The sequence below is a fragment of the Halorubrum sp. B52 genome, from assembly GCF_059752555.1.
Genome location: NZ_MWTG01000007.1, coordinates 48,328 through 75,312 on the forward strand (window position 1 = coordinate 48,328; position 26,985 = coordinate 75,312).

At 71.1% G+C, this 26,985-nt stretch carries 27 protein-coding genes and 2 tRNA genes; 15 read left to right on the plus strand and 14 right to left on the minus strand.

Features of this window, described 5'->3' with window-relative positions; all coding sequences use genetic code 11:
• The first annotated feature begins 6 nt into the window (after positions 1–6).
• A complete protein-coding gene (locus tag B4V04_RS01735; protein WP_498228627.1) occupies positions 7–708 on the plus strand; it encodes a halocyanin domain-containing protein in 702 nt (233 codons plus the stop codon).
• 15 nt (positions 709–723) lie between these two features.
• Here B4V04_RS01735 and B4V04_RS01740 read toward each other — a convergent pair whose 3' ends face one another.
• Together B4V04_RS01740 and B4V04_RS01745 are read right to left on the minus strand one after the other, a co-directional pair.
• The gene (locus tag B4V04_RS01740) at positions 724–1,260 is read right to left on the minus strand and encodes a metal-dependent hydrolase (protein ID WP_498228628.1); all 537 of its coding nucleotides are present in this window, start codon (positions 1,258–1,260) and stop codon (positions 724–726) included.
• Positions 1,261–1,305: 45 nt separating this feature from the next.
• Complete coding sequence (locus B4V04_RS01745; RefSeq protein WP_498228630.1) at positions 1,306–1,866, minus strand: DUF420 domain-containing protein; 561 nt, start codon at positions 1,864–1,866, stop codon at positions 1,306–1,308.
• Positions 1,867–2,052: 186 nt separating this feature from the next.
• On the opposite strand from B4V04_RS01745, the gene B4V04_RS01750 reads away from it, so the two are divergent.
• A tRNA-Leu gene (locus tag B4V04_RS01750) sits at positions 2,053–2,137 on the plus strand.
• A gap of 664 nt (positions 2,138–2,801) precedes the next feature.
• Entirely contained in the window at positions 2,802–4,685 is a 1,884-nt protein-coding gene (gene gatE / locus B4V04_RS01755; RefSeq protein WP_498228631.1) for a Glu-tRNA(Gln) amidotransferase subunit GatE, read from the plus strand.
• 485 nt (positions 4,686–5,170) lie between these two features.
• Here the strand turns inward: gatE and B4V04_RS01760 are convergent, their stop codons facing one another.
• Positions 5,171–5,653, minus strand: a complete 483-nt coding sequence (locus tag B4V04_RS01760; RefSeq protein ID WP_498228633.1) for an Lrp/AsnC family transcriptional regulator — start codon at positions 5,651–5,653, stop codon at positions 5,171–5,173.
• 182 nt (positions 5,654–5,835) lie between these two features.
• On the opposite strand from B4V04_RS01760, the gene B4V04_RS01765 reads away from it, so the two are divergent.
• The gene (locus B4V04_RS01765; RefSeq protein WP_498228635.1) at positions 5,836–6,792 is read left to right on the plus strand and encodes a DMT family transporter; all 957 of its coding nucleotides are present in this window, start codon (positions 5,836–5,838) and stop codon (positions 6,790–6,792) included.
• A 44-nt stretch (positions 6,793–6,836) separates the two neighbouring features.
• Here B4V04_RS01765 and B4V04_RS01770 read toward each other — a convergent pair whose 3' ends face one another.
• Together B4V04_RS01770 and B4V04_RS01775 are read right to left on the minus strand one after the other, a co-directional pair.
• A complete protein-coding gene (locus B4V04_RS01770) occupies positions 6,837–7,409 on the minus strand; it encodes a DUF8526 domain-containing protein (RefSeq protein ID WP_498228637.1) in 573 nt (190 codons plus the stop codon).
• Between the two features lie 161 nt (positions 7,410–7,570).
• Positions 7,571–7,918 carry a 2Fe-2S iron-sulfur cluster-binding protein gene (locus B4V04_RS01775; RefSeq protein WP_498228639.1) on the minus strand — a complete coding sequence of 116 codons (348 nt, stop codon included), beginning with the start codon at positions 7,916–7,918 and terminating at the stop codon, positions 7,571–7,573.
• Positions 7,919–8,056: 138 nt separating this feature from the next.
• On the opposite strand from B4V04_RS01775, the gene B4V04_RS01780 reads away from it, so the two are divergent.
• The gene (locus B4V04_RS01780) at positions 8,057–9,049 is read left to right on the plus strand and encodes a biotin--[acetyl-CoA-carboxylase] ligase (RefSeq protein ID WP_498228641.1); all 993 of its coding nucleotides are present in this window, start codon (positions 8,057–8,059) and stop codon (positions 9,047–9,049) included.
• A 39-nt stretch (positions 9,050–9,088) separates the two neighbouring features.
• On the opposite strand, the gene B4V04_RS01785 is transcribed toward B4V04_RS01780, so the two are convergent.
• Positions 9,089–9,631, minus strand: coding sequence for a universal stress protein (locus B4V04_RS01785; protein WP_498228642.1), 543 nt, complete (start codon positions 9,629–9,631; stop codon positions 9,089–9,091).
• A gap of 115 nt (positions 9,632–9,746) precedes the next feature.
• On the opposite strand from B4V04_RS01785, the gene B4V04_RS01790 reads away from it, so the two are divergent.
• Positions 9,747–10,004, plus strand: a complete 258-nt coding sequence (locus B4V04_RS01790) for a DUF5789 family protein (protein WP_498228643.1) — start codon at positions 9,747–9,749, stop codon at positions 10,002–10,004.
• A gap of 95 nt (positions 10,005–10,099) precedes the next feature.
• Positions 10,100–11,302, plus strand: coding sequence for a redox-regulated ATPase YchF (locus B4V04_RS01795; protein WP_498228645.1), 1,203 nt, complete (start codon positions 10,100–10,102; stop codon positions 11,300–11,302).
• 17 nt (positions 11,303–11,319) lie between these two features.
• On the opposite strand, the gene B4V04_RS01800 is transcribed toward B4V04_RS01795, so the two are convergent.
• Entirely contained in the window at positions 11,320–13,203 is a 1,884-nt protein-coding gene (locus B4V04_RS01800) for an aldehyde ferredoxin oxidoreductase family protein (RefSeq protein ID WP_498228647.1), read from the minus strand.
• Positions 13,204–13,307: 104 nt separating this feature from the next.
• Here B4V04_RS01800 and yqeC point away from each other — a divergent pair, with 104 nt between their 5' ends.
• The 3 genes from yqeC to ptsP all read left to right on the plus strand — a co-directional run bounded on the left by yqeC (position 13,308) and on the right by ptsP (position 16,191).
• A complete protein-coding gene (gene yqeC / locus B4V04_RS01805) occupies positions 13,308–14,063 on the plus strand; it encodes a selenium cofactor biosynthesis protein YqeC (protein WP_498228649.1) in 756 nt (251 codons plus the stop codon).
• Positions 14,064–14,158: 95 nt separating this feature from the next.
• Complete coding sequence (locus B4V04_RS01810) at positions 14,159–14,485, plus strand: HPr family phosphocarrier protein (protein WP_498228651.1); 327 nt, start codon at positions 14,159–14,161, stop codon at positions 14,483–14,485.
• Positions 14,482–16,191, plus strand: coding sequence for a phosphoenolpyruvate--protein phosphotransferase (ptsP, locus tag B4V04_RS01815; protein WP_498228653.1), 1,710 nt, complete (start codon positions 14,482–14,484; stop codon positions 16,189–16,191). The genes B4V04_RS01810 and ptsP overlap by 4 nt, the downstream gene beginning before the upstream one ends.
• A 3-nt stretch (positions 16,192–16,194) precedes the next feature.
• On the opposite strand, the gene dhaM is transcribed toward ptsP, so the two are convergent.
• Genes dhaM through dhaK form a run of 3 tightly spaced genes read right to left on the minus strand, consistent with a single transcriptional unit; the run spans position 16,195 to position 18,352 of the window.
• A complete protein-coding gene (gene dhaM / locus B4V04_RS01820; RefSeq protein WP_498228655.1) occupies positions 16,195–16,575 on the minus strand; it encodes a dihydroxyacetone kinase phosphoryl donor subunit DhaM in 381 nt (126 codons plus the stop codon).
• Positions 16,575–17,354 carry a dihydroxyacetone kinase subunit DhaL gene (dhaL, locus tag B4V04_RS01825; RefSeq protein WP_498228657.1) on the minus strand — a complete coding sequence of 260 codons (780 nt, stop codon included), beginning with the start codon at positions 17,352–17,354 and terminating at the stop codon, positions 16,575–16,577. Before dhaL ends, dhaM begins: the two co-directional genes overlap by 1 nt.
• Complete coding sequence (gene dhaK, locus B4V04_RS01830; protein WP_498228659.1) at positions 17,351–18,352, minus strand: dihydroxyacetone kinase subunit DhaK; 1,002 nt, start codon at positions 18,350–18,352, stop codon at positions 17,351–17,353. Before dhaK ends, dhaL begins: the two co-directional genes overlap by 4 nt.
• Before the next feature lie 180 nt (positions 18,353–18,532).
• Between dhaK and B4V04_RS01835 the strand changes: the two genes are divergently transcribed.
• Together B4V04_RS01835 and B4V04_RS01840 are read left to right on the plus strand one after the other, a co-directional pair.
• Entirely contained in the window at positions 18,533–19,534 is a 1,002-nt protein-coding gene (locus B4V04_RS01835) for an arsenic resistance protein (RefSeq protein WP_498228661.1), read from the plus strand.
• A 99-nt stretch (positions 19,535–19,633) separates the two neighbouring features.
• Complete coding sequence (locus B4V04_RS01840; RefSeq protein WP_144798610.1) at positions 19,634–20,095, plus strand: DUF6653 family protein; 462 nt, start codon at positions 19,634–19,636, stop codon at positions 20,093–20,095.
• Between the two features lie 117 nt (positions 20,096–20,212).
• On the opposite strand, the gene B4V04_RS01845 is transcribed toward B4V04_RS01840, so the two are convergent.
• Positions 20,213–20,286: transfer RNA gene (locus B4V04_RS01845), tRNA-Ile, on the minus strand.
• Between the two features lie 106 nt (positions 20,287–20,392).
• Entirely contained in the window at positions 20,393–21,052 is a 660-nt protein-coding gene (locus tag B4V04_RS01850) for an FxsA family protein (protein WP_498228663.1), read from the minus strand.
• A 113-nt stretch (positions 21,053–21,165) separates the two neighbouring features.
• Between B4V04_RS01850 and B4V04_RS01855 the strand changes: the two genes are divergently transcribed.
• Positions 21,166–21,906 (plus strand): DUF1405 domain-containing protein, encoded by a 741-nt coding sequence (locus B4V04_RS01855; RefSeq protein ID WP_498228665.1) that lies wholly within the window; start codon positions 21,166–21,168, stop codon positions 21,904–21,906.
• Positions 21,907–21,936: 30 nt separating this feature from the next.
• A complete protein-coding gene (locus B4V04_RS01860; RefSeq protein ID WP_498228667.1) occupies positions 21,937–22,983 on the plus strand; it encodes a hypothetical protein in 1,047 nt (348 codons plus the stop codon).
• A gap of 375 nt (positions 22,984–23,358) precedes the next feature.
• Here B4V04_RS01860 and engB read toward each other — a convergent pair whose 3' ends face one another.
• Entirely contained in the window at positions 23,359–23,979 is a 621-nt protein-coding gene (gene engB, locus B4V04_RS01865; protein WP_498228669.1) for a GTP-binding protein EngB, read from the minus strand.
• A gap of 316 nt (positions 23,980–24,295) precedes the next feature.
• On the opposite strand from engB, the gene B4V04_RS01870 reads away from it, so the two are divergent.
• Positions 24,296–25,921, plus strand: coding sequence for a Na+/H+ antiporter NhaC family protein (locus B4V04_RS01870; RefSeq protein WP_498228671.1), 1,626 nt, complete (start codon positions 24,296–24,298; stop codon positions 25,919–25,921).
• 209 nt (positions 25,922–26,130) lie between these two features.
• Here B4V04_RS01870 and B4V04_RS01875 read toward each other — a convergent pair whose 3' ends face one another.
• The gene (locus B4V04_RS01875) at positions 26,131–26,847 is read right to left on the minus strand and encodes a DUF4013 domain-containing protein (RefSeq protein WP_498228673.1); all 717 of its coding nucleotides are present in this window, start codon (positions 26,845–26,847) and stop codon (positions 26,131–26,133) included.
• Positions 26,848–26,985: the final 138 nt, after the last annotated feature.

Consider the following 26,985-nt stretch of genomic DNA (forward strand, 5'->3'; position numbering starts at 1 on the left):
ACGGGTATGACATCCGACGCCGACGACGCGACGATGAGCCGCCGCGGGCTGTTCAGGGTCGGCGCCGCGAGCGCCGCCGCCGCGACCGGCCTCGCCGCCGGTTCCGGAACCGCCGCCGCCCAGTACGACGGCTGGCTCGACGACGTGGACAACTACGACGGGACTCACGACTACACCGGCCAGGACGAGGTCACGGTCGACGTCGGCGCGGTCGACGGGCTCAAGTTCGGCCCGGCGGCGATCCTGATCGACCCCGGGACGACGGTCGTCTGGGAGTGGACCGGCGAGGGCGGCGCGCACAACGTCGTCGCCAACGACGAGACGTTCAACAGCGGCGAGGCCGTCGCCGACGAGGGGACCACCTTCGAGCACACGTTCGAGGACGTCTCCGAGGGCGACACGTTCAACTACCTCTGTGTCCCCCACGAGGCGGTCGGGATGAAGGGCGCCGTCGCGATCGGGTCAGTCGACGACGACCTCGTCGAGCCGGACGCGGGCGGAGACGGCGGCGACGGTGGGGACGGCGGGAGCGGTGACGGCGGTGACGGCGACGATGGAGGCGACGGTGGGGATGGAGGCGACGGCGGCGGCGGCCGCGTCCTCAGCGCGGGCGACATCGGTGCGCTCGCGCTCGGCTTCGGGTTCGCCGGCGCGCTGCTCGTCCCCCTCTTTTACGCGGCCCACCGGATGGCGAACGACGAGGAGTAGGGGACCGAACCCGACTCACTGACCGTTCTTCTGATCCGCGCCGGCGGCGAACCGCGAACGCACCGCGAGGGCGACGGCCGCCAGCCACAGAGCCGCTTCGAGGAAGAAAGAGGGGGTCCCGACGTAGAACAGCGCGAACTCGCCCGGCGGGATCGCGAGCGGATCGGACCGCGTGAGGAGCGGCCAGGCGAGGAACAGCGCGTCGCCCGCCCGCCCGTTCACGACCACGTGGAGCGCGTCGAGCGCGAGGTGCGACCCCCAGCCGACCGCGACCGCGAGCCCGTGTCGATGCCTCGCGGCTAGGGCGACGGCGAGCGGGACGAGCAGCGCGGAGTGCCCGATCGACTGGTAGACGTCGAAGACGCCGAGCGTACCGAGCGGCTTGTCGACCACGTCCGGGAGCGCGGCGCCGGCGACGAGCCACCGGACCGAGAGTGGCGGTGCGGTCGAGAGCGTCGGCGCCGCACCGCCGGCGAAACGCCGCCGGACTCGCGGGTGTCCCGCGAACCACCCGATGCCGACGGCGACGAGGAGGTGGGTCGCGAACAGCACGCCGATTCGTACGGGCTGTGGCGGCTTCAACCCTCGGCGGCCGCCTCAGAACGCGTGGTACAGCATGGCGTACACGCCGATCCCCATCGCGAAGGAGACCAGCCAGAGGACGGCGGCGACGAGGCCGACCTGCGCGTGTCGGGTGTGGTACAGCTCCTCGTACGGTCGGGTCGCGGCGAGCAGGAGGGCGTGGAAGACGAAGGGGAGACACAGGATCGCGAGCAGGATGTGAATCGCGAGGAACGGGAGGTAGAGGTAGGTGTAGACGACCTCGGGGCCGGGGAACTCGGTCGTGCCGACGTGGATCAGCCGGTAGAGGTAGGCGCCGAGGAAGGCCGTGAACAGGCCGAACGACGTCAGCATGAGCGCGCGGTGTCGGCGCACGTCGCCGCGCGCGATGGCCCGCCAGCCGAGGACGATGGTGACGATGGCCGTCGCCGAGACGGCGGCGTTGAAGTGCGGGATGGCGGCGAGGACGGCGTCGCTCGCGCGGGGCAGGAGAGCGCTCGGGATCGCGCCGCCGACGGCGCCGAACACCACGGCGAGCGCGGCGGCGGAGCAGAGCGCGGTCAAAAGCGGGACGTTCTCGCGGGCCCACTCGGACATGGCGAATTCGAGGGTCGCCTCCCCCAAACGCGTGCCGGTTCCGGTGCGTCCGACCAGTGACGTGCTCGATCGGAACCGCGACGCGGCTCGCCCCGTCGCCCGGTGTCACTCCCCGACACGGCACTGCCGAATGGAAGGGCTTTTAATTGGGGGAAGGGTACGTGAGAACGCGACAGAACACCGCGAGCGTGGGTAGCCAAGCCAGGCCAACGGCGCAGCGTTGAGGGCGCTGTCCTGTAGAGGTCCGCCGGTTCAAATCCGGTCCCACGCATCGCTCGGCGGCACACCCGCCACACCGATGCACGGTGTTGTCTCTACGACAGCACCCACGCACAATTCCGACCGACCGCTACGATTCGAGCGACGGCTTCGTCTCTGTTTCGCCGGCGGCGGTGTATTACTCCGTGAGCGTGGTCGGTTATCAGTCGGATCGAGGTGTTGCCGTCGGCTGTTTATATGTGAGTGATGAGCCTGCGGTGACCTCCTCCAAAGCCCCAGTCGCGACGACTCGCGCACCTCGCTGTCGTTCGAGACGCCTTCGGCGTCTCGTGATGACGAGAGAGCTCCGCTCTCTCGAACCACGGTCCTCAGTCGCTCACACCGTTTGCTCCCTGCGGTCCTTGCGTCGGTGTGCTTCGTCCTCGCGACTGCCCCTTTGAGTCCCGCCCCACACCGCACAGTAACCGCACCTCACACCTCCCCAGCCTCGCCGCTCACGCCCTTCGGGCGTTCGCGGCGTCCCTCGCACGCGCTCCTCGCGCCCGATGGGCGCTCGGAGGCGCGCGCCACCGCCTTTTTTTTACTGATCGTCGCAGTCGGTCACGCTTATTTAAATATCATCTCGGCGTTACCGATCCGATTCAGCCACCACCGCTCCGCCCACCGCTCGCCCGAACTGCCACCCTTTTAGTCCCGGCCTGCCGGAGGTACGCGTAATGAGCGAGGACGCGACCCCCGAGTACGACCACGAGGAGCTGGGGCTCGTCGCCGGGCTGGAGATCCACCAGCAGCTCGACACGGAGACGAAGCTGTTCTGCGACTCTCCGACGACCGAGCGCGACCCCGCCGACGCCGAGCGGGAGATCACCCGCCGGCTCCACCCGACGAAGAGCGAGCTCGGCGAACTCGACGACGCCGCGATGGAAGAGAGCCGCGTCGACCGCGAGTTCACCTACCTCGCGTACGACACCACCTGCCTCGTTGAGGAGGACGACGAACCGCCACGCCGCGTCGACGACGAGGCTCTGTCGGTCGCCCTGCAGATCGCCGACCTGCTCGACGTCTCGGTGGTCGACCAGGCGCACGTGATGCGGAAGCTCGTCATCGACGGCTCGAACACCTCCGGCTTCCAGCGCTCGATCCTCCTCGGCCAGGAGGGAGAGATCGAGACGAGCGAGGGGCGCGTGTCCGTCGTCGACCTCATGCTTGAGGAGGAGTCGGCCAAGCGCGTCGAGGAGACGGACGACGGCGTCGTCTACTCGCTCGACAGGCTGGGGGTCCCCCTCGTCGAGATCGGCACCGGGCCGGACATCCGGACCCCCGAGGGCGCCCGCGAGGCCGCCGAGCGCATCGGCATGCTGCTCCGGTCGACCGGCGCGGTCAAGCGCGGGCTCGGCACGATCCGGCAGGACGTGAACGTCTCCATCGCCGAGGGCGCCCGCGTCGAGGTGAAGGGCGTCCAGGACCTGCAGGGGATCGAGGACATCGTCCGCGGCGAGGTCGGTCGCCAGGCGGAGCTGCTCGCGATCCGCGACGAGCTCCGCGAGCGCGACGCGAGCGTCGGCGACGTCGCGGACGCGACCGACGTCTTCGCCGACACGGAGTCGGGCGTCATCCGGGGCGCGCTCGACGCGGGCGGGAAGGTGACGGCGGTCCCCCTCTTCGGCTTCGACGGGCTCGTCGGCCGCGAGCTCCAGCCCGACCGCCGGCTCGGCACCGAGCTCTCCGACCACGCGAAGCGCCACGGCGCGGGCGGCATCTTCCACACCGACGAGCTGCCGGCGTACGGCGTCACGGACGAGGAGGTCGACGCCCTCCGCGAGGCGGTCGGCGCCGGCCCCGAGGACGCGGTCGCCATCGTCGCCGCCGACCCGGAGACGGCCGACCTCGCGATCGAGGCCGCCGCCGACCGCGCCGTCGCCGCGATCGAGGGCGTCCCCGAGGAGACCCGCGGCGCCAACGAGGACGGGACCACGCGGTACCTCCGCCCGCTGCCCGGCGCCGCGCGGATGTACCCCGAGACCGACGTGCCGCCGGTCGAGCCCGACCCGTCGGACGTGGACCGGCCCGAGCTCTTAGACGAGAAGACCGACCGTTACGTCGAGGCGTTCGGCCTCGATCGGGGGCTCGCCGAGCAGGTCGCGTTCGGGCGGCGCTTCCCGCTGTTCGAGACCGCGGTTGACCGCGGCGTCGACCCCACCTTCGCGGCGTCGACGCTGGAGTCGACGACGACGGAGATCCGCCGCGAGGGAGCGCCCGTCGAGGACCTGACCGACGAGCACTTCCTCGACCTGTTCGCTCTCGTCGAGGGCGGCGACCTCGCGAAGGAGGGCGTTCCCGAGGTGCTGACGACGCTCGCCGAGGATCCGGAGCTCACGGCCGAAGAAGCGGTCGAGGAGGCCGGGCTCTCCGGGGTGAGCGAGGCCGAGGTGCGCGATGCGGTCGTCGACGTCGTCGAGCGCAACGCCGACCAGATCGAGGCGGAGGGGATGGGCGCCTTCTCGGGGCTGATGGGCGAGGCCATGGGCGCGCTCCGCGGCAAGGCCGACGGCGAGGTCGTCTCCGACGTGCTCCGCGAGGAGATCGGCAAGCGGTCGTAGACATTGACGTGTGGTGCGACGATCGTTTTTAAGCTATTGCTACTGGCGTTGCAGTAACCATCTCGAAAGCCCCAGCCGCTCGGCGATACGTAGTTGACACCGGACCGACGGTGAACTCTTCCAAAGCCCCAGCCGCGAGGACTCGCGCGGCTCGGTGTCGTTCGAGACGCCTTCGGCGTCTCGTGATGACGAGAGAGCTTTGCTCTCTCGAACCACGCTCCTCGCTCGCGGTGCTCGCTGCGGTGCTACCGTCGCCGGGCTTCGCCCTCGCGACTGCCCCTTTGAGTCCCACCCCGCACCACAACCGCAGCCTCACGCCTCCCCAGCCTCGCGGCTCCCTTCGGTCGCCGCGTCCCTCGCACGACGCTCCTCGCGCCCTGCGGGCGCTCGGAGGCGCGCGCCACCGCACATCCATTATATGTAATCGTCGCAACTCCCAGTTCTCCTTTAAAATGCCGTCGCCAACGCGTGAGATCGCCTTCTCCTCAGTCCGTCAGCTCCGCGATCAGCGTGTCGAGGTCGTACGTCGCCGGCGCGCGCGGCTCGTCCCGGAGGGTCGCGATGGTGAACGTCGAGTTCGTGCGCTCGACCTCGGGGATAGCCTCGAAGTCGCTGATGAGGCGCTCGACGGTGTCCGACGACGAGAGCCGCGCGAGCACGACGAAGTCGGTCTCTCCCATCGTGAAGAACGCCTCCGTGACGCCCTCGACGGCGAGCAGCTCCTCCGCGAACTCCTCGTACGACCCCTCGTAGCTCGCGAGCACCTCGACGATCACGGTGACGCCGAGACCGAGCGCCTCGTGGTCGAGGTCGTACAGGTCGTTCTCGATCACCCCGTCCTCGCGGAGGTTGTTCAGCCGGTAGTGGATCGTCGACACCGGAATCCCCGTCTCCTCGTGGAGCCGCTCGGGGCTTCCGGTGCCGAGGTCCGAGATGGCCTTCAACAGCCGCACGTCGCGCTCGTCCATACGGCCCCTTCGCGTGAGGGATTGTTGTATATTCCGACCGATACACTTGTAGTCGAATCCAAGAAGCGCTCTCGTTTCGGGACCGCATTGCATTCAGTTCGTATGCGTGATTGTTCATTCTGGATATCGATGGATCTAGGAGAATAGTTTAAACATCACGAGAAACTTCGAACTGGTACTCAATGAAGCTACGGAACCTCCTCTCCACTTCGGAATCTATCGTCGCCGCGTTCGTCCTCCTCGCGACCCTGTGGGGCACCTCGTTCGTCGCCATCGAGGCGGGATTACACTACTTCCCGCCGCTGCTGTTCGCCGGCGTTCGGTACGCGATCGCCGGGGCGATCGTGCTGGGCGTCGCCGCGGTCACGTCCGGTCGGACGGTCCCCAGCGGCCGCGACGAGTGGCTCGGCGTCGGCGTCGCGGCGACGTTCGTGATCGCCGCCTACCACGGGCTGTTGTACGTCGGCGAGCTCTACATCTCCGGGGCGGTCACCGCGGTGGTCGTGAGCCTCGCGCCGGTGTTGACCGCGGTGTTCGCCGCCCTGCTCCTCCCGAGCGAGCGGCTCGGTCCCGTCGAGATCGGCGGGTTCGCGCTCGGGGTCCTCGGCGTGGTCGTGATCGCCGACCCGACGGCGGCCGGGGTCGGCGGCTCCACCCTGCTCGGCGTCGGACTCGCGTTCGCCGGCGCCGTCGCCTTCTCGCTCGGCGCGGTGCTGCTCCGACCGCTCCGGACCGACCTGCCGATCGCCGCCCTCCAGGGGTGGGCGATGGTGCTCGGCGCCGGGCTCCTGTTCGTCGGCGCCGCCGCGTTCGGCGAGTCGCCGGCGGCGATCGAGTGGAACCGAACCGCGATCGTCTCGCTCGCGTACCTCACGCTGCTGTCGGGCGTCGTCGCCTTCCTGATCTACTTCGCGCTGCTCGACGCGGTCGGTCCCGCGCAGCTCCACCTCGTCGGTTACGCCGAGCCCGTGGTCGCCGCGGTCGGGAGCTGGGTCCTGTTCGGCAGCCTGATCGGGGGGGAGGCGATCGTCGGCTTCGTCGCGATCCTCGCCGGCTTCCTCGCGCTCGAACGCCGGGAGATCGCCGCGTACGTGGGGTTCGACGCGTATCACTGGCCCGCGCTGACCGGGCGAAAGTAGGGGCCGTCCGCACCCGACCGCCGGAATTCCGGCGATCGGACCGCTCACCCCTCGACGTCCGCGGTCAGGCCGGCGCGGAGGTCGCGGCCGAGGTAGTGGCCGAGCAGCGCGACGACGAGCCCGAGCCCGCCTCCGATCGCGAGCAGGGAGAGCCCCCACTGCTGGAGGTAGTCGACGCCGATCGGGAGAAAGCCGACGTTCAGGACGTTCGTCACGGCGACGAGCGCTCCCGCCGCGGCGCCCGCGACCCCCATCTCGACGTACCGCCGGGCGGACAGCGCTAGCCCGATCAGGAACGCCGCGAGGAACACGCCCCCGGCCGAGCCGACCGTCCCGCCGATGAGGGGGATCGCGCCGCCGAGGAAGACGCCTGCCGCGACCGCGGCGAGCGAGAGCGCGAACGCCTTCCCGGAGAACCAACGGCCGCTCATTCCGACGCGCCCGCCGTCGTCGCCCGCGTCGACCGCCCGTCCGGACGACCCGCCCGTCGCGGCCTCCGGCTCTCCGCGGTCCGGCGAGGACGTCGACTCTCTCCCGGCGAGGTCGTCGTCGAGGAGGTCGTCGAGGTCGTCCATCGGGTCGCCGTCGGACGCCTCTTCCTCCTTGGAGGGTTGCATACCGGAGCGTTCGCCTGTGAGGCCTTGTGTCTTGTGCACACGGGCGGATCGCCTCGCCGCCTCGCGCGCCGCGCGACGACATCGAACTCCCCGCCGTTTTCACCGGAAACGAGGTGTCTCCGGGCCGAGCGACCGCGACGCGGGGCCCGGCCATCCTCGCGTCAGTCGTTCCCGTCGCGCTCCCGTGGCCCCCACACGCGCTTGTCGACGAGTTCGACCGTCATCGGCCCGTCGACGGCCACCTGACAGGAGAGCCGCGGGTAGCCGAAGCGCGCCGCGAGGCGGTCGTGCCAGTGGTCCGGCGGCGGCCCCTCGCGGATCCGGACGCCGCAAGTGGCACACAGTCCGCGCCCGCCGCAGTTCAGTCGCCGCGTTGCGGCCGCGTACGGCGACAGGTCGGCGTCGAGCAGGGCGCGCCGCAGGTTCCGTCCCGGCTCGACCGCCAGCTCGGTGCGCTCGTCGCCGTCGACGACGATCAGGGGAACGGTCTCGGCGTCGGCCTCGGTCATGCGACACCCGTGATTACGCCCGCGGACCCATAGGTGAGCGGGTCTCTCACGGGCGACACGGGATCCCTCGCACGCGACAACGGCGCGTCGCGCGGGCGACCCGGAACGGCTTTCCACGGCCGCGCCGACGGCGTCGACATGGACACGCGTCGCGCGCTGCTCGACGCCCTTGCGGACGGCCCCGTCTCGGGCCCGGCGCTCGCCGCGGAGCTCGGCGTCTCGCGGGCGGCGGTGTGGAAGGCGGTCGAAACGCTCCGCGGGGAGGGGTTCGCCGTCGAGTCGACGCCGGAGGGATACGTCGCCCCCGCGGACCCCGCATACAGCGCGGCCGGGATCGAGTTCGGGCTCGACGCGCCGTACTCGGTCGAGTACCACGACGGCCTCCCGTCGACGAACGACCGCGCTCGCGAGCTGGCGAGCGAGGGCGCCGCCGACGTCGCCGTCGTCGCCGACGAGCAGACCGGCGGTCGGGGGCGGCTGGACCGCGAGTGGGTCGCCCCGAGCGGCGGCGTCTGGCTCTCGCTCGTCACGCGGCCGACGGTCCCGCCCGCACGCGCGCCGCTTTTCACCCTCGCCGCGGCGGTCGCGACGGTCGACGCCTGCCGCGAAGTCGGCGTCGACGCGCACATCAAGTGGCCGAACGACGTGCTCGTCGGGGGCGACGAGGGAACCGAGAAAGGGGACGGGGACGCCGCCGAGCGCCCCGGACGCGGCGGTCGCAAGCTCGCCGGGATCCTCACCGAGATGGAGGGCGAGGCCGACCGAGTGTCGTGGCTCGTCGTCGGCGTCGGCGTCAACGCGAACCTCGACCCCGAGGCGCTCCCCGCGGACGCGGCCTCGCTGCGCGCCGAGGCCGGCGGCGACGTCGACAGGCGGCGCTTCGCGGCGACGCTGCTCGAGCGGTTCGCGGCGCTCGCGGAGACCGCGGACCGCTCCGACCGGATCCTCGCGGCGTGGCGCGAGCGGGCGAGCACGCTCGGGCGGCGCGTCCGTGTGGAGACTCTCGACGGTCCCGTCGTCGGGACCGCGGTCGACGTGGAGTCGCCGGGCGCGCTCGTGATCGACGCCGACGACGGGACGCGGCGCGTCCACGCCGGGGACTGCGAGCACCTCCGCGACGCCGACGGCTGACCGCGGCGGGACGTCGGGACCGACGCGCCCCCGTCGGCCTCACGTCCGGCCGGTCGCCCCCGACTCGGCGTCGTCGGTCGACCCGTCGCTCGCGGTCGCGTCCTCGCCGGCGGCCTCCGCGACGCTCGGCTCGCCCGGGACGTCGCCGTCGAGCCGAACCGTCAGGACCGGGACGGCGGACCCGCGAACGACCTTCTCGGCCACGCTCCCGAGCAGGAGCCGATCGATCCCGCCGCGGCCGTGGGTGCCCATCACGACGAGGTCGCAGGCGTTGCCCTCGGCGTACCGGATAATCTCGCGGCTGGGCGACCCCTCGACGACCGCCGTCTCCACGTCGACGCCGGTCCCGTCGGCCAGCTCCTCGACCGCGTCCACGGCCTCGTCGGCGTCGCCTCGGAGGAGGTCGCCGACCCCCTCCCACGAGGCCTCCATCGGCATCCCCGCGTAGCTCGCCGTGTCGATCGCGTGGACGGCGTGGACCGACGCGCCGTGGACCGCGGCGAGGTCCAGCGCGTGCGCGACCGCGCGCTCCCCCTCGGCCGAACCGTCGGTCGGGACCAGGATCCGGTCGTAAAGTGACATCTGTTCACATATAACATGAAACTGCGACCGCATAACTCTTTGCAGGCTTTGCCGGTTCTTTGGCGGCGATCCCACCGAGGCGCGCGCTTAAGGCGCTCCGAAGCGAGATCCGTCCATGACAACCGAGATCAACCTGTCGCGCGTCGAGGCCGAATTCGAGGATCACTCCTTCCCGGCGGCCCGGAGCGACCTCGCCGAGTCGTGCGCGGGGACGACCGTGCTGTTCGCCGACGGCGACGCCGACCTCGGCGAGCTCCTCGCCGAGATCGATCAGGAGCGGTTCGAGAGCCCCGAGGACGCCTTCGCCGCGCTCCAGAACGTCCTGCCGATCGAGGCGGTCGGCGAGCCCGGCCAGTCCGACGGCGACGCCTGAGCGGACCGCTCGGGCCGCGAACGAACCGCGTTAGCCTCCACCACGCCACGTCGCGTCTCGCATCGCTTTTGGGCGCGGGTCGCGCACTGCGGGTAATGAGCTATCGGATCGGCCTCGTCGGCAAGCCCTCCGTGGGGAAGTCGACGTTTTTCAACGCCGCGACGATGAACGACGTGCCCGAGGGCGCGTATCCGTTCACCACGATCGACCCGACCGTCGGAGAGGCGTACGTCCGCGTCGACTGCGCCGCCCCCGAGTTCGACGAGAGCTGCACGCCGAACGTCGGCGTCTGCCGAGACGGGACCCGCTACGTCCCCGTGAAGCTCGTCGACGTCGCCGGGCTCGTCCCCGGCGCCCACGAGGGGCGCGGGCTCGGCAACCAGTTCCTCACCGACCTCAACGAGACCGACGTGCTGATCCACGTCGTCGACTTCTCCGGCAAGACCGACATCGAGGGCGAGACGACCGAGGGCCACGACCCCCGCGAGGACATCGACTTCCTCGAGGAGGAGCTCGACGAGTGGTACCTCGACGTGCTCCGCAAGGGGCTCGAGAAGTTCGAGACGCGCTACCACGGCTCCGAGGCCGCCATCGAGAGGGAGCTCGCCGAGCAGATGTCCGCGTTCGGCATCGACAAGGATCGGATGAAACGCGTCATCCTCGCCGAGGGGCTCGAACTCGACCCCGAGACGTGGGACGACGCCGACGAGGCGTCGCTCGCCCGCGAGATCCGCAAGCGCACGAAGCCGATGGTCGTCGCCGCCAACAAGATGGACACGCCCGAGGCGCAGGCGAACTGGGAGGAGATCACGGCGGATCCCGACTACGACCACCTCTCTTTCGTCCCCGCGAGCGCCCACGCCGAGAAGGCGCTGAAGAACGCGAACGAGGCCGGCGTCGTCGACTACACGCCCGGCGACAGCGCGTTCGACGTCGTCGGCGACGTCTCCGGCGAGCAGGCGGCCGGCCTCGACCGGATCGGCGAATTCGTCGCCGACTACGACGGGACCGGCGTGCAGGGCGCGCTGGAGGCGGCCGTCTTCGACGTGCTCGGGTGCATCGCGGTCTTCCCCGGCACCGCGAACGGGAGCAAAGACGAGAAGGGCGTCTTCCGCGACTGCTTCCTCCTGCCCGAGGGGTCCACGACCGAGGACTTCGCGTTCCACATCCACTCGGACATCGGCGAGGGGCTCCTCCACGGCACCGACTGCCGGAGCGGGCGCCAGGTCGGGACCGGCCACGAGCTCGACCACCGCGACGTGATCGAGCTGGTCTCGACGAAGCAGGCCGCGCCGTAGTCGGCGAGAGCCGTTTTTCAGCGGTCGCCGTCGCCGCCGAGGTCCGGTACGTCCTCGGCCGCCCCGACCGGCGTCGCCGCGTCCGGTAGGTCTCCCAGTCCGAGCCGGTCGAGCAGCCGCGCCGTCGGCCGCCCCTCCCGGTCCCAGTCCCGGTACGCGTAGTACCGATCGAGGAGGGCCTCGAACGCCTCGGGGTCGAGCCCGTCGCGCCCGCCATCCGAATCCCCGTCGCGTTCGCGACCCGGTCCGCCCGCGGTGTCCCTCGTCAGCGCCTCGGGGAGCGCGTCGTCGGCCCGCGTGAACCCCTCGCGGAGGTTGAACAGCCGCCCCAGCGTCCACACGCGCTCGCCGAGCAGCCGGAGGTCCTCGGGGTCGCGCTCGTCGCCGAGCGCCGCGAACCACTCGGCCGCGGTCTCCGGGCCGAAGGCGTCCGCGAGGAAGTCGTCGGCGACGAGACACCACAATGCGGCGCGGCGGTCCTGCTCGTCGGCGACGGCCGCGGCGCGCTCGTCGGGGTCCCATCCCGGATCCGCCACCGCCTCGGTCTCGACCGGGCGGGCGCGCCGGTGACACCCGCCGCGGTCGCTCGTCGCGAACGCGAGCGCCATCGTCGCGGCGCCCCGAGGGTCGTAGGAGGCGAGCTCCATCCCCTTCACCGTCGGGACGAGGTCCGCGCCGCCGAACCGGTCGGCCGCGGCCTCGACCCCGTCGGCGAGGGCGTCGCCGAGCGGCGTCGCCCGCGAGGCGATCCCCTCGATCAGCGCCCGCGCCGCCGCCTCGTCCCCGAAGGAGAGCCTCCGGTCAACGCCGTGATCGGCGGGGTCGATCAGCCCCGCCTCGCTCGCGCGGACCGCCCACGCGACCGCGTTGCCCGCGGAGATAACGTCGACCCCCAGCCGGTCGCAGACGCCCCCGAGCGCCGCGGCGGCGTCGAAGTCGTCGATCCCGAGCCCCGCCCCGAGCGCGATCGGGGTGCCGCCGCGGGGGACGGTCTCGTCGGGATCGGAATCCCCGTCGGCGCCCTCGCCGCCACCTGCTGGGACCCGGAACCCGCCGGGGACCGGTTCGTCCGGGCGCTCGCGCCCCGCGGCGCGCTCGCTCGCGCGCTCGACCCCGAGGTTGTCGGCCCCGTCGAACCGGCGCGCCTGCCACCCGCGCGTCGGGAGCACGCCGGTCTCGTCGGCGAATGAGACCGTCTCGAGGGTGTCGCCCGCGGCGAGCCACCGCCCCGCGTCGCTGTCGGCGAACCGCTCCGCGTCGCGGTCGCGGAGGTCGCGCAGCGCCGGCGGCGTCTCCGGCGGCGGGTCGCGGGCGACGACCGCCTTCAGGCGCTTCGATCCCATCACGGCGCCCGCGCCGCCGCGGCCGGCGTGGTGGTCGCCGCCGTCGGAGGCGATCGTCGCGTAGCGCACCCCGGCCTCGCCCGCGGGGCCGATGCAGGCGACCGCGGCGTCGGGAAACGCCGCGTCGGTCTCGGCCGCGTCGAGCCCCTCGAGGTCGCCCGCGGGCTCGATCGTCGCCTCGCCGCCGCCGATCGAGAGCGCGACGGGGTCGTCCGCGGCGCCCTCGATCACGACACCGAGGTGGTCCCCGAGCGACCCCGCCAGCCGGCTCGCGAACGATCCGCCGCCGTAGGAGTCGAGGAACGCACCGGTGAGGGGCGACTTCGTGACGGCCGCGTAGCGCGGCTCGCCGGGGAGGTGGCCCGTCAGCGGGCCGACGAGGAACGCGAGCCGGTTCGCCGGCGCTTCCGGGTCGACGCCGGGGTCCGTCTCGTAGAGGTAGCGCGCGCCGAGCCCCTTCCCCCCCACGTACCGCTCGCGCCACGCCGCCGGGACGCGCTCGCTGCGCACCCGGCCGGCGGAGAGGTCGACGCGGAGGATCCGGTCCGGGACGGTCATCGTGACCACCGTCGCGCTCGGACGGGATTAAACCACACGCCGCCGCGGACGGTCCGCCCGCAGCGACCGACGCGCTTTCGCCCCGGGCGCCCGTACCGCCGGCCATGGACGACGTCGTCGACGCGCTGGGGGCGGCCGCGGGAACGACCTGTCTCGTCGGCGCCGGCGGGAAGAAGACCACTCTCTACGCGCTGGCCGACCGGCTCGACCGGGCGGTGCTCACGGCGACGGTGCGGATCCCGATCTTCGACCGCGAGGTCGCCGAGGTCCGCGTGACCGACGACCCGGTCGCCGCGCTCGACGCGGTCGGGACGGACGGGGCGGACGGCGGCTCCGAGGGCGCCTTCCCCCTCGGACTCGTCCCGGAGCGCGAGCGCGACGACCGGTATCGAGGGTACGACCCCGCCGTCGTCGACGAGATCTCTGCCGCGCACGACGGGCCAGTGTTGGTGAAGGCGGACGGCGCCCGAACGCGGCTGTTGAAGGCACCGAACGAGCGCGAGCCGCAGGTCCCGCCGGGCGCGAACCGCGTCGTGCCGGTGGCGAGCGTGGGGGCGGTCGGCGAGCCGCTGACCGCGGAGGCGGTCCACCGGCCGGAGCGCGTGGCCGCGATCACCGACGCCGCGGTCGGCGACGAGATCACCCCCGAACTGGTCGGGCGCGTGCTCGCCCACGACGCGGGCGGGCTGAAGGACGTGCCGCCGGACGCGACGGCGATTCCCCTGATAAACGCGGTCGACGACGACGCCGACGAGGAGACCGCGCGGGAGATCGCTCGGGTCGTTCACGAGCGCGCCGACGTGCCCCGGGTCGTGCTCGCGCGGATGATCGCGGGCGAGGTCGTCGACGTCGTCGAGTGAATCCGGTCGGTTCCGCCGGGCGAACTCGGGCGGTCTCGCGCCGCGAGACGATCGCCGAACGCACTTATAAGGACGAGCCTCGCCTACCCGTTCCCATGGAACGTACCGTGACGGTGGTGCCGGAGGCGGGCCTCCACGCGCGGCCCGCCTCGAAGCTGGTGCAGACCGCGAACGGGTTCGACGCCGATGTCTCGATCGGTCGCGTCGAGGACGGCGACGACGGGCTCGTCCGCGCGGACAGCATGCTCTCGGTGAGCGGGCTGAACGTCGCCCACGGCGAGTCGGTCCGCGTCGTCGCCGAGGGGGCGGAGGCGGCCGACGCGCTCGACGCGATATGCGACCTCCTCACGAGCGAAGTCGAGGAGGCGGACGGCGAGAGCGACCGAGACGAGGCCGACGCCGACGGCGGTGACCCGACGTGAGGACGCTCACCGGCGTCGGGAGCACGCCGCTGTCGGGCGTCGGCGCGGCTCGCTGGTATCGGCCCGAGGCGGACCTGACGCTCCCGGACCCCTCCGCGGTCGACGCGGACGCCGAACTGGCGCGGTTCGAGAGCGCCCGCGACGAGGCGCGCGAGGGGATCCAACGCGCCCGCGACCGGGCCGCGGAGCGCGTCGGCGAGGAGGAGGCGGCCGTCTTCGACGCGCACGAGCAGTTCCTCGACGACCCGGAACTCGTGGGGGACGTCGAGGACGCGATCGGCGGCGGGACGCCGGCCGAACGCGCCGTCGACGATCGGTTCGCGGCCGCGATCGAACAGTTCGAGGGGCTGGAGGGGCCCATGGCCGAGCGCGCCGACGACCTGCGCGACGTCCGCGACCGCCTGCTCCGCGCCCTCTTGGACGCCGACTCCCTCGTCGACCTCGGCGACCTCCCGGACGGCACCGTGCTACTGGCCGAGCGACTCACGCCGAGCGACACCGCGGAGCTGGATCCCGACGCGGTCGCCGGGATCGCCACCGTCGCGGGCGGCCGGACCGCGCACGCGGCGATCATCGCGCGCTCGCTGTCGATCCCGGCGGTCGTCGGCATCGGCGAATCCCTCCGCGAGGTCGAAGACGGCGCCGACCTCCTGATCGACGGGGCGGGCGGACAGGTCGTCGTCGACCCCGACGCGGAGACGCGGGCCGAGGTCGGCGGGGGCGAGACGAATGCGATCACCGAGCGCGTCGCGACCGCAGACGGCCGACCGATCGAGGTGGCCGCGAACGTCGGGAACGAGGCGGAGCTCCCCCCCGCGGTCGACCGCGGCGCCGACGGGATCGGCCTGTTCCGGACGGAGTTCCTCTTCCTCGACCGCGACTCGCCGCCGACCGAGGACGAGCAGTACGAGGCCGTGGCCGCCGCGCTCTCGGCGTTCCCCGACGACCGAGTCGTCGTCCGGACGCTCGACGTGGGCGGCGACAAACGGGTTCCGTACCTCGACCTGCCGGACGAGACGAATCCGTTCCTCGGTCGACGCGGGATCCGGCTCTCGCTCGACGAGCACCGCGACCTGTTCGAGACGCAGCTCAGGGCGCTCCTGCGGGCGGCCGCGAGCGAGGGCGGCGGGGGTGCCGCGGACGACGAGCGGCTCGCCGTGATGTTCCCGCTCGTCTCCCGGATCGAGGAGGTCGAGGCGGCCGTCGAGGCGGTCGAGTCGGTCGCCGCCGACCTCGACGCAGAGGGGGTCGACCACGCGGTTCCCGAACTGGGCGCGATGGTCGAGACGCCGGCCGCGGTCCTCCTCGCCGACGCGCTCGCCGAGCGCCTCGACTTCCTCAGTATCGGCACGAACGACCTGACCCAGTACGTGATGGCGGCCGACCGCGAGAACGACGGGGTCGCCGACTACCACGACCCGCTCCACCCGGCGGTGTTGCGGGCGATCGACCGGACGGCGTCGGCTGCGGCGGGGACCGACGCGTGGGTCGGGATGTGCGGCGAGATGGCGGGCGACCCGGCGCTCGCGGAGCTGCTCGTCGGGCTCGGTCTCGACGAGCTCAGCATGAGCGCGGTGACCGTCCCGGCGGTGAAAGAGCGGGTCCGGGCGGTCGACTCGGCGGAAGCGAGCGCGCTCGCCGAGGAGGCGCTCGCCTGCGAGACGCGGCGCGAGGTAGTGGACGTTCTCGGCCTCGACGCGGAGTGAGCGTTACAGCTTCTCCATCCCGCGGGCCGCCTCGGCCTGCTCCCGTACCGAGTCGAGCGTGGCGGACGGGTCGGTGGCGGCGACGGCCGCGTTGACGGCGCCCTCCAGCACCGGCGCGTCGGCGATGACGGCCTCCGCGTCGCTCAGCTCGACGGCGACCTCGGCGTTCATCACGGCGCTGCCCAGGTCGACGAGGACGACGACCCCGTCGCCGTCGTCGGCGTCGTCGATGGCGGCCTCGATCGCGTCGGGGACGGTGCCGATTCCTCCCTGCCCGTCGCCGCCGACCGGTTCGATCAGGGTGTCGCCGGCCATCTCGGCGGCCACCTCGGCGATCCCCTCGGCCGCGCGCTCGCTGTGAGAGACGACGACGAGCCCGACCATCAGTCCCCGTCCCCCGGCGGCGCGTCGCCGCCTCCGTCGCCCGCCGCCGCTTCGGGCGCCTCGTCCGGGATCGTCGGCGAGGTCGCGTCGACGTCGGGGACCTCGCTGTCGAGCGCGTCGGCGGCGGTGGAGAGCAGCTCTTCGAGGATGAACAGCGCGCTCGTCGCGCCGGGGTCCTGGTGGCCGACCGAGCGCCAGCCGAGGTAGGAGGCGCGCCCCTTCCGCGCCCGGATCGGAACGGTGAACGCGACGCCGCGCTCGGCCGCGTCGACCGCCTTCGCGAGCGCTTCGAGCGGCGGGAGGTCGTCCGTCTCGACCGACTTCTTGAACGTGTGGACCGCGGGCGTGAGCGCGTCGACCACCGTCTGGTCGCCCACCCGGGCGTCGCCGCGGTCCTCGACCTTCTCCAGGTACGTCTCGGCGAACGCCACGGCGCTCTCGGCGGTGACGCCGTCGTCGAGCTCGGCGCTCGCGAACACGAACGAGCCGCCGAACAGCGGGCCGGAGGCCCCGCCGACCTCGGCCATGAGCGTCTTCCCGACCGTCCTGCAGACGGCCTGCGGATCGGGGTCGTCGAGGTCGCGGGCGGCCTCGGCGGCGGCCGCCCACCCGCGGGCCATGTTTCCGCCGTGGTCGGCGTCGCCGATGGCGGAGTCGAGCTCGGTGAGGTGGTCGCGCTCCGCCTCGATGCGGTCGGCGACCGCCTCGACCGCTGCGACGACGGCGGCGCCGTCGCTCGTCGCCCCCGACGCCGCCTCCCCGTTTTCCTCCTCGCTCATTGGGTCCGAGTGAGCGCGGGGGTGTCTACCGGCGCGCCGAACAGCTCCTTCAGCTCGTCGTCGACGGCGCAGACGGTGACCGACGCGCCCGCCATGTCGAGCGAGGTCATGTAGTCGCCGACCCACGCGTCCCACGTCTCCAGGCCGCGTTCGCCGAGCAGCTCCTGGAGCCGGCGGTTGACGACGAACAGCTCCATCTGCGGGGTCCCGCCCATCCCGTTGACGATCGTGAGCACCTCCTGACCGTCGTCGAGGTCGAGGTCGTCGAGGACCGCCTCCGTCAGCGCCTCGGTGATCTCGTCGGCGGGCATCAGCTCGGTGCGCTCGGTGCCCGGTTCGCCGTGGATCCCGATGCCGAGCTCGATCTCGTCGTCGCCGAGGTCGAAGGTGGGCTCGCCCTTCTCCGGGGTGACGCAGGAGGTGAGCGCGGTGCCCATCGTGCCGACGTTGTCGATCACCTTCTCCGCGACGCGCTTGACCTCGGACAGGTCGGCGCCCTCGGCGGCCTTCGCGCCCGCGGCCTTGTGGACGAGGATCGTCCCGCAGACCCCGCGGCGCCCGGAGGTGTACAGCGAGTCCTCGACGGCGACGTCGTCGTTCACCACGACGCTCTCGACCTCGACCCCCTCCATCTCGGCGAGCTCGATCGCGGTCTCGAAGTTCATCACGTCGCCCTCGTAGTTCTTGATGATCGCGAGGACGCCGTCGCCCGCGTCGCAGGCGCCGATCAGCGCCTCGAACTCGTCGGCCGTCGGCGAGGAGAACACGTCGCCCGCGGCCGCCCCGTCGAGCATGCCGTCGCCGACGTACCCCGCGTGCGTCGGCTCGTGGCCGCTCCCGCCGCCCGTCACCAGCGCCACCTTCCCGTCGACCGGCGCGTCGTCCCGGACGAGCACCTGCGTGTCCGGGAGCCGGCGGAGCCGGTCCGGGTACGCCGCGGTCATCCCGTCGAGCATCTCGTCGACGACGTCGTCCGGGTCGTTGATCAGCTTCTTCATAATCACTCTCAATGACACTCCGCGCTCTGTTAAAGATAGTGGCGCCTCGGACGCTCTGCGCCGATCTTTTCGGGAACTCGGTGTTCGGTCATCGCCGTCGGCGGGTCGATCTCCCGGTCGTCGCCGAACATGCGACCCGAAACGAAGGCCGCTTGTCCGCGAGCCTCGAAGGGCCGGCAAATGGATCTCAAACGGGCGTTGCGCCGCCGGCAGGTCGCGGTCTACGCGGTCGCCGTCGCGCTCGCGCTGGCGGTCGCCGTCGGCCGACCGAGCGCGGCGCCGCTCGTCGAGCGGCTCATCGACCCCGTGCTGGTCGTCCTCCTCTACGCGACGTTCCTCGAGATCCCCTTCGTGCGGCTGCGGCGGGCGTTCACCGACGGGCGGTTCCTCGCGGCGGCGCTCGCGGTCAACTTCCTCGTCGTCCCCGTCGTCGTCTGGGTGCTGACGCGGGCGCTCCCCGCGAACCCCGCGATCCTCGTCGGCGCGTTCATGGTGCTGCTGACGCCGTGTATCGACTACGTGATCACCTTCACGGAGCTGGCGGGCGGGGACTCAGAGCGGATCACGGCGATCACGCCGGCGCTAATGTTAGTCCAGCTCGCGCTGCTGCCGGCGTACCTCTGGCTGTTCATGGGGCGGGAGGTCGCCGCGGTCATCGAGGCGGGCCCGTTCGTCGAGGCGTTCCTGACGATCATCGCGCTGCCGCTGGCGCTGGCGTGGCTCACCGAGGCGTGGGCGGAGCGGTCCGGGCGCGGCGCGTCGTGGCAGGGGGCGATGGGGTGGCTCCCCGTGCCGGCGATGGGCGCGACGCTGTTCGTCGTCGTCGCCTCGCAGTTCCCGCGGGTGAGCGAGTCGATCGGGCAGATCGCGGCGGTCGTACCCGTGTACGTCGCCTTCCTCGCGGTCATGCCGCTCCTCGCGCGGGTCGCGGCCGGGCTGGTCGGGCTCGACGTCGGGGCGAGCCGGGCGCTCGCGTTCACGTCCGTCACGCGGAACTCGCTGGTCGTGCTCCCGCTCGCGTTAGCGCTTCCCGCGGGCTACGAGCTGGCGCCCGCCGTCGTCGTGACGCAGACGCTCGTCGAGCTGACGGGGATGGTCGTGCTCACGCGAGTCGTGCCGGCGTGGTTGCTTCCGGAGGCGCCCGAGCGGATCTCGCTGAGCGCGATTCGGTCGGGGGAGTGAGCGATTCTCTCCGATCGGACCTCCCGGGTCTCCGCGATCGGTCCGTGAGGTCCCGTGAGAGAGCGGACCTACTTATCGATCGCCGACGACTCTGCGCGTATGCCTCGCATCGACTCGCTCAGGGACGCCTTCTGGAAACGGCACTCGAACCCCAAGAGCGGCTGGAGCCGCGTCCTCGTACTTCCCGCCCTCCTCGCGGCCGTGTATCACCGGAACGGGCGGCTCGCGGCCGTCGCCGTCGTCTTCACCGTCATTAACCCGGTGCTGTTCTCGCCCGTCGAAGACGACGACGCGTGGATGACCCGGGTCGTCCTCGCCGAACGCTGGTGGACCGAACGGGGGAACGGTACTCTCACCCTCTCGTACCCCGGCTTTCTCAACCTCCTCAACGTCCCGATAACGGCGTACGCGTTCCTCGCCGCGTCCCGCGAAGAGCCCGCGCGGACGGCGCTCGCCGGTGCGGTCTCCATGGGACTGAAGTTCTGGTACGTCGGCGCTCTGGTGCGTCGCTACGAGGCGGCCACTGAGAGAGGCGTCGACGATCGCACGACCGACGAGTAGCCGAGGCGAGCGACTGACATCGATAGCGACACCTCTGGAGAGTTAGAACGACGAAATTGGGTGGCTGGGGAGTCCCAGCCCACCAATCCCGCGCGGTCGGAGACCGCGCGCAGTAGGTGGGCCAACACGGATTTGAACCGTGGACCTCCCGGTTATCAGCCGAGCGCTCAACCTGACTGAGCTATTGGCCCAGGTGAGCGCATTCAGTGGTTGCGCGGGTAGGATTTTAAGGGTTTCCTTTCGACACTCCCCCGCCGTCTCGCGGTTTCGACGCCCCTCGTCGCGACCGTCTCGCGGTCAGTCGGTTCGCTCGGACTCCTCGTCTTCGACCGTGAAGTCGACGTCGACCACGTCGTCGGCGTGGTCCGGGTCGTCGAAGCGGTCGCCGCCGTCGTCGCTCCCGCCGTTTCCGCTGCCGCCGCGTCCGCCGGCGCCGCCCGCGCCGGGGAAGTCGTCGGGATCGTCGCCGGAGACGTCGCCGCCGCCGAACCCGCCCCCCATCGTGAAGCCGCCGGCGCCGGCTCCGTCCCCGTCGCCGGGGAACCCGCCGATGTACACGTTGCCGGAAGCGAAGCCGCCGGTCTCGCTGTCGAGGTACGGCACCACGACGTACCTCTTGAGCGCCATCCGGATCGGGACCCGGGAGAGCGGGAGCGCGAGCAGGAAGCCGACCGCGTCCGTGACGAGCCCGGGCGTGAGCAGGAACGCGCCGGCGGCGATCAGCAGGCCGCCGTCGAGCAGCTCGTCGGTGGGCGGTTCGCCGCGGGCCAGCTTGCGTTGGACGCGCGCGAGCGTCGCCCGGCCCTCGGCGCGCAAGAGGAGCATGCCGAGCACGGCGGTCAACACGACCAGCGCGACCGTGACCGCCCACCCGAGCCGCGTCGCGACCACGATCAGGAACAGCGCGTCCACGAGGGGGACGACGAGCAGCAGCGCGAGCAGCGTGCGCGGGCGCATACCACGAGCGTTCCGGCCGGGGACTCATAGCCCTTTTCGTCCGGTCGACGGCCCCGCCCGGGCTCGCGTTCCGCGACCGCCACGGCTTTGAGCGACGGGTCCGACCCGAGCGTATGGATATCGTCGGCGCGCTCGGACGCGACCCCCCGGAGCGCGAGTCGCTGCCGCGGTGGGTCGCGCCCTTGCCGAAGGCGCTGGAGGACGTCGCCTTCCGGTTCGCGTGGGTCATCGTCGCGATCAACCTCGTCGGCACCGCGTTCGGCTTCTGGTACTACCGATTCCAGTTCCAAGAGGTGCCCGTCGAGATGTGGGCGTTCGTCCCGGACAGCCCGGGCGCGACGCTGCTCATCGCACTCGCGCTCGGGGCGTGGGCCGTCGGGCGGTCGAGCGATACCCTCGCGACGCTCGCGTTCTTCGGGAACATCAAGCTCGGGCTGTGGACCCCGTACGTGCTCGTCGTCTTCGCGCCGCGGTTCGTCGAGACGTCGGGGCCGCCGCTGTACGCGTTCCTCCTCGTGAGCCACCTCGGGATGGTGGTGCAGGCGTTCGTGCTCCACCGGATCACGGACTTCCCGCCGAAGGCGATCGCGGTCGCGACCGCGTGGTACACCGTCGACCTCCTGATGGACTACTTCGTCCCCGTCACCGGCGGCGTGACCCACACCTCGCTGCCGTACGCCGACGCCACCCCGTGGTTCACCACCACGGTGCTGCAGGTCGCGGCCGCCGGCGCGGTCGCGCTCACCGTGATCCCGCTGTTCTGGACGCTCGGGACGCACGTCGAGACGCTCCGGGCGCGGTACGGACGCGACGGCGGCGCAGCGACTCCCGACGGCGACGGTCCGCGTCCCTGATTTAAGTCCTCCGAGGGCGTCTGACGACTCATGAGCGCCTACGAGGAGATCGCCGAGCTGTCCGTGACGATCGAGTCGGTGGACCGGCGCCGATACACCGGCGAGACCACCAGCGGGTTCGAGCGCACCACGACCGAGTTCCGGCTCGCCGGCGACGGCGTCGTCGGCCGGGGCGAGGACGTGACCTACGAGACCGAGGACCACGCGGCCCTCGTGGGGACCGACCCGATCGACATCGAGGGCGAGTGGACGATCGACGAGCTCTCCGCTCGCCTCGACGACGAGGACCTGTTCGCCCACGAGCCCCCCACGCGGGAGTACTTCCGGAACTACCGCCGGTGGGCGGTCGAGAGCGCTGCCCTCGACCTGGCGCTCCGGCAGCGCGACGAGTCGCTCGGCGAGTTCCTCGGGATCGAGCCGGACCCGGTCCGATTCGTCGTCTCTACCCGGCTCGGCGAACCGCCGACGACTGACCGCGTCGAGGAACTGCTCGAACTCGACGACGAGTTGGAGTTCAAGCTCGACCCGACCCCCGACTGGCCGGAGGAGGCGTTCGTGACGCTCAGGGAGACGGACGCCGTCCGGATCCTCGACCTCAAGGGCTGGTACGAGGGCACCGACGTCGACGCCGAGCCCGACCCCGAGCTCTATCGCGACGTGTTCGCCGCGTTCCCCGCCGCGATCGTCGAGGACCCGGCGTTCACGCCGCAGACCAGCCCCCTCGTCGAGCCGCAGGCCGATCGGCTCTCCTTCGACTACCCGATCGACGGCGTCGAAAGCCTCGAATCGCTCCCGGTCGACCCCGGCTACTGCAACGTCAAACCCTCCCGGTTCGGCACCCTCGAATCGCTGTTCGAGACGATCGCGTACTGCGAACGAGAGGGCATCCGCCCGTACAGCGGCGGCCAGTTCGAACTGGCCAGCGGGCGGATCGCGATCCAGACGCTCGCCGCGCTCTTCTACCCCGACGCCCCGAACGACGTGGCTCCCCGCCCGTTCAACGATCCCGAGGCGTCGCCGCCGTATCCGAAGAGCCCGATCCGGCCCGACCGCGACGCGGTCGGCTTCGAGTTCTAAGACTGTTAGCTCCGGGGTACCGACACGCACTATTTATAAATCGACTGTGGTGGCGCGTGCCTCCGAGCGGCCGATAGGCCGCGAGGAGCACGCGCGAGGGACGCGGCGACCGTAGGGAGCCGCGAGGCTGGGGAGGCGTGAGGCTGTGCGGTGCTGGGCGGGGTGGGACTCAAAGAGGCAGCCACGAGGACGACGCACGGTGACGCAAGGACCGCAGACTGTGAGCGAAGCGACCGGTCGAGGACCGCAGCGAGCCGCGCGAGTCCTCGTGGCTGGGGCTTTGGAGGTGGTCACCGCCGAGCAACCAGTATCGACTTATAAACGAACGCCCGCGACCTCTCGAACCGAACTCACGGTCCTACCCGAACCGCCCGATTACGAGACGAACTTCAGCAGGTCGTCGCGGTTGTGCTCGTGGAAGCGCGTCCGGAGACACTCCTCTAACGCCTCGACGTCGCCGCGCTTCGCGCAGATCGGCGCGATCCGGTCGGACCACTGCTGCCACGGCGGGTACAGCCCCAGCCGGTCGCAGATCTCGTCGAGCCGCTCGTCGAGGTCGTCGATCTTGTCGGTCTTGTTGACGGCGACGATGGGCTCGACGCCGACGTCCTCCAGGAAGCCGTACATCTCCACGTCGTGGGGGATGTTCCCGCGCTCGGCGTGGCGGTCGATGATGTCGACGGCGGCCTTCCCGTCCATCACCACGACGCCCGCGAGGATCGAGTCGGCGTTCTCCTCCAGGTAGCGCACGATGTTCGTCTTGATCGCCTCGCGGTGCTCCTCCTCGACCCCGGACATGAAGCCGAACCCGGGCAGGTCGGTGAACATGAACCCCTCGCTGGCCCAGTCGAAGTGGTTCGGCTGACGGGTGACTCCCGGCTTGCCGCCTGTCGAGAAGTCGTGACCCGTCAGCTCGCGCATCAGCGTGGACTTGCCGACGTTCGAGCGCCCCACGAGGACGACTTCGGCGTCGCGGTCCGGCCGGTCTTCGAACATACGCGCCCATGGGCGACTGAGCGGTTTAAAAGGCGCGTCGTCGGCCGAGAACCGGACGCTACGTCGAACGGAGCCGAATCATATCACACATTATATAATATTTATTGTGAAATTTCCAATATATTTATAACCTTCGCCCCGGTGTGGGTCATAGTAACATGGTGCTCTCGACGAGGGCTCGCAACCGTCGTATCGGTCCGACGAAGCCGGAGCAACCCCGCGTCAACGCGCCGGAACGCGTGCGACGGGGGTCGCGATCGTCCGTCGAGGGTCGGTCGTCTCCCTCGCCCGGACCGGATCGCTCGGGGGGAGGCGCATGACGGGCGCCGAGACGTTCGGTGCCATCTCGCTGGTGCCGCCGCTCCTAGCGATCGTGCTCGCGATCGTGACGCGGAAGCCGGTCCTCTCGCTGTTCCTGGGGATCTGGTCCGGCGGCGTGATCTTCACGACGAGCCACGGCGTGACGCAGACGCTGGACTGGCTCGTCTCCTCGATCGGTGAGAGCGCGTTCAACGCGAAGATCATACTGATCGTGTTGTTCCTCGGCGCCGGCGTCGCGCTCATCTGGCGGCTCGGCGGGGCGAACGCCATCGCCGACACGGTCACCGCCAGGCTCGACAGCCAACGGAAGGTCGGCGGAGCGACGTGGATCTTCGGTATGCTTTGGTTCTTCGACGACTACTCGAACACGGCGATCGTCGGCACCACGATGCGAGAGATATCCGACGAGGTGCAGATCTCCCGCGAGAAACTCGCGTACATCATCGACTCGACGGCCGCGCCCGTCGCGACGTTCGGCATCTCGAGTTGGGTCGCGTACCAACTGAGCATGATCCGCGAGGGGTACAGCGCCGCGGGCGTCTCCGTCGAGGCCGGCGATGTCCCCAACGCGTTCGCGCTGTTCTTACAGAGCATCCCGTTCAACATGTACTGCCTGTTCGCCGTCGTGATGGTCGGGATCGTCGTCTTCACCGGGCGCGACTTCGGCGAGATGCTCGACGCCGAACACCGCTCGGCGACGGAGGGGAAGGTCCTGCGGGACGGGGCGATCCCGATGCAGAGCGCCGAAGACAGCCTCGGAGACGTGCTCACCGACTCGCCGCAGCTCCGGTACTTCGCCGTCCCGACGCTCTCGCTGATGGCGGTCGTGGTCGGCGGCGCGGCTTACACGGGGCTCGGGGCCTCGGAGCCCGGCGCGTCGGTGTTCGAGATCGCCGGCAACGCGGCGTTCGTCGACGCGCTCCTGTGGGGAACGTTCACGCTGGTCGCCGTCGCGCTCGTCATGGGCGTCGGGAGCGGCCTCGCCAACCTCGACGAGGCGATGGAGACCGTGATCGACGGCTTCGGAATGATGCTGACCGCGCTCACGATCCTCGTGATGGCGTGGACGATCGGGACGGTCACCACCGCGCTCGGCACGGGGATCTACGTCACGAACATCGCGGAGAACTTCGTGACCCCGACGCTGCTCCCCGTCGTCGTGCTCCTGGCGTCCGCGTTCATCGCGTTCTCGACCGGCACCTCGTGGGGAACGATGGCGATCGTCACGCCGATCGCGGTCCCGCTGGCGTGGAGCGTCGGCGGCGCCACGCCGGCGCTGCTCCCCGTCGCGATCGGGACCGTGTTCAGCGGCGCCATCTTCGGGGACCACTGCTCGCCCATCTCCGACACGACGATCCTCTCGTCGACGTTCACCGGCGCCGACCACATCGATCACGTCCGCACCCAGATCTATTACGCCACGACGGTGCTGATCGTGGCCGCGTCGCTGCTGACGGTGTGGGGCGCCACCCGGATCACGCCGCTGGTGCTGCTCCCGATCGGCGTGGCCACGCTCGTCGGTCTGGTGTACGTGCTCTCCGAGTTCGACGCGAACCGGAAGGACGTGGCGGCGACCCGCACGGTTCGAGCCGGCGGCCGGTCGGCCACCGACGACGACTAACTCGCGGCTGCCCTGGCCGTGCGGCCGACCTGACCGCGCGGCCGACCTGACCGCGCGGCCGACCGCGACTTTTTCTACGCCCCGCGTGGACGACTGACCGGTTTCTGACCGCCTCTGGAGGGCTGACCGATTCAAAAAACGTCGTCGCGACCGCCAGATCGAGGTTGTCACGACCGCCGGGCCGCGGTCGCCGCTCTCCGACCACCCGATCAGGCCGTGGCGCCGGCGTCGTCGTCGACCGTCACCGTCTCCCCGCCGACCGAGCCGCCCTCGATCCGGTCGTTCACGGCCGCGAACGCCGAGCCGAACATCCGGAAGACGGCCACTTGCCCGTAGAACTGGACGAACGGAACGAGCACCAGGCCGACGACGGTGACGGCCAGCACCGCGGTGGCGATCCAGACGACGACGGCCACGACGATGGGCGAGAGCACCGCGACGAGGTACTCGGTGCTGAAAAGCGCCGGCTTCAGGAGGTCGAGGTCGAAGGCGGCGCCCAGTTCGCCGCGGGCCGCGTACGCCGACAGCGCGGCGGGGACGGCGTAGTAAACGAGGAACAGCACCGGAACGAACGCCAGCGCCAGCAGCACGCCGACCACGCCGACGAGCGCGCCGACGTCACCGCCGATCGCGCCGCCCGTCCCGAACACGACCGTGACAACGACACCGTACACGACCGCCGGGATCACCGTGTACGCGATCGTGATGATCGTCCCGATCACGCCCGTCATCAGCAGGTCGCCCCAGTCGGTGAACTCCGGCGGCACCTCGTCGCCGCCGATCGTCTTCTCCAGCACGCGCACGAGGTAGCCGACGATGAGGAACGCCGGGACGACGAGCACCGAGAGGAACCCCAGCACGCCGCCGATGACGATTCGGCCGATCCAGTCGCCGCGTACCGGATACGAGAGTCCGTCTTCCAACATACGCCGAATCAACACCGATCTGATACATAAGCGCGGCGGTAACTGTTGCCCGGTCGATCGATCGGTCGCGGGTCGGCCCGAGTCGCGACCGGCGACGCCCGCCAGGTCGGGCCGCGTTCGGGGATTACTTGTCGCCGG